The sequence below is a fragment of the uncultured Novosphingobium sp. genome, assembly GCF_964277725.1.
Classification (GTDB): Bacteria; Pseudomonadota; Alphaproteobacteria; order Sphingomonadales; family Sphingomonadaceae; genus Novosphingobium; species Novosphingobium fluoreni.
Genome location: NZ_CAXYKL010000260.1, coordinates 1 through 3,396, shown reverse-complemented (window position 1 = coordinate 3,396; position 3,396 = coordinate 1). Strand labels below are relative to the sequence as shown.

Here is a 3,396-nt window from a genome sequence, read left to right as displayed (position 1 = left end):
CGCCCACTCCGGTCGGGGCCTTGAATGCGGACGGCTCGGTGATCACCGCGCGCAGCCCGGTAGGTTTCCGCACGACGGAATACCGGATGAAGCGCTTCGGCATGGTCAGCACGCTTGCCTATGACGTTGGCGTGAACCGGCTGGAGATCGGCGGCTGGTTTGAAAACAACAAGTTCATCCAGGCCCGCCGCTTCTACGGCATGACCGACAGCGCCGCGCCCAACCGCGACGTGCTGAAGTTCCAGAGCAACCCCTACTTCACCCAGTGGGACGGCAAATATGGCACCGATACGCTGCAATACCATGTCGAGGACACCGTGCGCCTGATGGACGAGCGGCTGGTGCTGAACGCGGGCTGGAAGGGCGTCTATGTCGTCAATCGCGCGATCATGCTGCCGGATACGACCTCGCCGCTGGCCACCGGCCGGATCACCGCGCGCGACATGTTCCAGCCCCAGGTCAGCGTGTTGTTCAAGCTGAACCCGATGGCCGAGCTGTTCGCCGACTATACCGAAAACATGCGCGCCTTCGTATCTTCCGCCACGACGGGTCCGTTCTCCACCACGCAGGCGGGCTTCAACGCCATTCGCGGCCAGTTGAAGCCCGAGCGGTCAAAGACGGTGGAAGGTGGCCTTCGCGTGCGCAGCGGGCCGTTCCAGGCCTCTGCCGTGGGTTATTACGTGGACTTTTCCAACCGCTTGCTCGCCTTCGCCAACGGCGCGGGCATCGTCGGCAATCCGGCCACGCTGAACAACGTGGGCAGCGTCCACACCTATGGCGCGGAAGTCTCAGCCAACTGGCGCGTGTTGCCGCCGCTCTCGCTGTTCGCCAGCTATTCCTACAATCACTCCGAGTACGCGAACGACGTGGTGAACGCGCAGGGCACGGTGCTGGTGGCGACGGACGGCATGGCCGTGGTCGATACCCCGCGCCACATGGTGAAGGGTGAGATCGTGTTCGAGCAGGACGGGTTCACCGCCCGCGTCGGCGCGGACTACATGAGCAAGCGCTACGTCACTTACCTGAATGACGTTACGGTGGGATCGCGCGTGCTGGTGGACGCCAGCATCGGCTATCAGTTCCAGGGCGAAGGCGTGCTGCACGGTGTAGGCATCGAAGGCAGCGTCACCAACCTGACGGACAAGAAGTACATCTCCACCATCGGCTCCAACGGCTTCATCGCCAGCGGAGACAACCAGACGCTGCTGGCAGGCGCGCCGCGCCAGTTCTTCGTCTCGATCAAGAAGGGCTTCTGATCGTGGCGCGTGGCACTTTGACGCGCGTGCTGGCGGCAGCGCTAGCTTCGCTGGCGCTAAACGCGGGGGCGGTGCGAGCCTCCCCCGTCCTGATGATCTCGCTCGACGGCCTGAGGCCGGAGGACGTGACGCAGGCGCAAGCGCGCGGGATCAAGGTGCCGCAGCTGCGCGCCCTGATGCAGGAAGGGGCGTATGCCTCGGGCGTGGTCGGCGTGCTGCCCACGCTGACTTACCCCAGCCACACCACGCTGATTACCGGGGCGGCGCCCGCACGGCATGGCGTTTCCAACAACCTGACGTTCGATCCGCAAGCCAGGAACCAGCAAGGCTGGTACTGGTACGCCAGCGATATCCGCGTGCCCACGCTATGGCAGATCGCGCATTCCGCCGGCTTGAAGACCGCGAACGTGCATTGGCCGGTCAGCGTGGGCGCAAAGGGGATCGACGCCAACCTGCCGCAGATCTGGCGGACGGGCACGGCGGACGATGCGAAGCTGATGGCCGCGCTCGCCACGCCTGCCCTGCTGCCACGGCTGGAAGCGCAGCTGGGCCCGTACGTGCAAGGCATCGACGAGACGGTGGAAGGTGACGCCGCGCGCGTGAAGTTCGCGCGGGCGCTGCTGGCCGATCGCCCCGCCCTCACCACCGTGTACCTGGCCGGTATCGATCATGAGGAGCATCGCAGCGGCCCCGGCTCGCCCGCCGCGATCGCCACGATCCAGAAGACGGACGCGCTGGTCGGCGACTTGGTTTCCGCCGCGCGCAAGGCGATGCCGGATGTCACCGTGGTGGTCGTCTCCGACCATGGGTTTCAGCCGATCACCACGGACATCAACCTCTTCGCGCCGTTCGTGGCAGCTGGCCTCATCAGCCTGGGTGCGGATGGCAAGGTTTCGTCCTGGCAGGCGGAGCCGTGGATCGCAGGCGGCACCGCCTTCGTGGTGACGGCCCGGCCTGACGACGCCGCGCTGACGGGACAAGTCACGACGCTGGTGAAGAAGCTCGCTGCCGATCCGCGCTATCACATCTCCCGCGTGCTGGACCGTGCCGAGACCCAGCGCAGCGGCGGGCCCGCCGAAGCGGTGCTGACGATCGCGATGGAGCCGGGGTTCGAAACCGGGCGCGATCCTGCGGCGGCCTTGTCCGCGCCTTCCGGCTACAAGGGCATGCATGGCTATATGCCCGATCTGCCGCAGATGCGCTCCACGCTGATCGTATCGGGGCCATCACTAAAGAAGCGCGGCGACCTGGGCGTGGTGGACATGCGCGCCATCGCACCATCCGTCGCGCGCGTGCTAGGCGTGCCAATGCCCTCCGCCGAAAAGCCACCCGTCTTCTGAACCCTGTCGCGCGCTCGACAATGATGTTCATCCCCCGTTCGATCACGAAGCGGCAGTTCGTGCGTTCAAGACCTTCCCAAACAGGAGACCTTCGCATGACTCAACGCCTGATCGCCTTGGCCTTGGCCACCACTGCCACTCTGGCCAGCGGTGTCGCCCACGCATCCAGCCCCGCCGCCTGGGCCCAGTTCGACAAGCGCGTGACACGCGCCTGCGTGGCCGCCAGCGGCATCCGCAACGCGCTCCCTTCCACCATCGTCGGCTTCGATGACCGGACCGGCATGGTGGCGATGCTGGTGTCCGACCGGACGCGCGGCTCCACCATGTCGAAGCTGTGCCTCTACAACAAGCGCACGCAGAAGGCCTATGTCGACGATGCGGAGATGTGGTCCGCCCCGCCGCAGCGCTGACCTATGAACCGCTGAACGATCAGGTGATGCGCCGCTTGTCCAGCTTTCGGGCCAGCGTCCGGCGGTGCATCCCCAATCGTCGCGCGGCTTCGGAGATATTGAAGTCACACTCCTTCAGCGTGGCGTGGATATATTCCCACTCCACCGTCTTGATCGAGCTTTTGCGTCCATCCAGCGGCACCGTGGCATCGCCTTGCAATCGGCCGAACGCTTCTTCGATATCGTCGGTGTTCGCCGGTTTGGCCAAGTAATGCGCCGCGCCTAGCTTGATCGCCTCCACGGCCGTGGCGATGCTGGCAAAGCCCGTCAGCACGACGATGCGCGTCAAGGGATCGCGCGCATGGATCATCTCCACGCAAGTCAGCCCTGAAGCCGTGCCCAGCTTCAGGT

Annotated in this window: 4 protein-coding genes; 3 read left to right on the top strand and 1 reads right to left on the bottom strand. The window is 65.3% G+C overall.

What is annotated here, in order from left to right; translation table 11 throughout:
- The 3 genes from ACHWRX_RS14465 to ACHWRX_RS14455 form a co-directional block, all read left to right on the top strand.
- Window positions 1–1,256, top strand: a 1,256-nt coding sequence (locus ACHWRX_RS14465; protein ID WP_394659709.1) for a TonB-dependent receptor domain-containing protein, incomplete at its 5' end; no start/stop codon positions are given.
- A 2-nt stretch (window positions 1,257–1,258) separates the two neighbouring features.
- The gene (locus ACHWRX_RS14460; RefSeq protein ID WP_394659708.1) at window positions 1,259–2,596 is read left to right on the top strand and encodes an alkaline phosphatase family protein; all 1,338 of its coding nucleotides are present in this window, start codon (window positions 1,259–1,261) and stop codon (window positions 2,594–2,596) included.
- Window positions 2,597–2,691: 95 nt separating this feature from the next.
- Window positions 2,692–3,006: a hypothetical protein gene (locus tag ACHWRX_RS14455; RefSeq protein WP_394659707.1), complete on the top strand. Its 315-nt coding sequence runs from the start codon at window positions 2,692–2,694 to the stop codon at window positions 3,004–3,006.
- A gap of 19 nt (window positions 3,007–3,025) precedes the next feature.
- On the opposite strand, the gene ACHWRX_RS14450 is transcribed toward ACHWRX_RS14455, so the two are convergent.
- Window positions 3,026–3,396 (bottom strand): response regulator transcription factor (locus tag ACHWRX_RS14450; protein WP_394659706.1); only part of this gene is annotated, 371 nt, incomplete at its 5' end.

What these genes read in the sequence shown, in the direction of transcription:
- ACHWRX_RS14455 (WP_394659707.1), top strand. Translation starts at nt 2,692, where the DNA reads ATGACTCAACGCCTGATCGCCTTGGCCTTGGCCACCACTGCCACTCTG.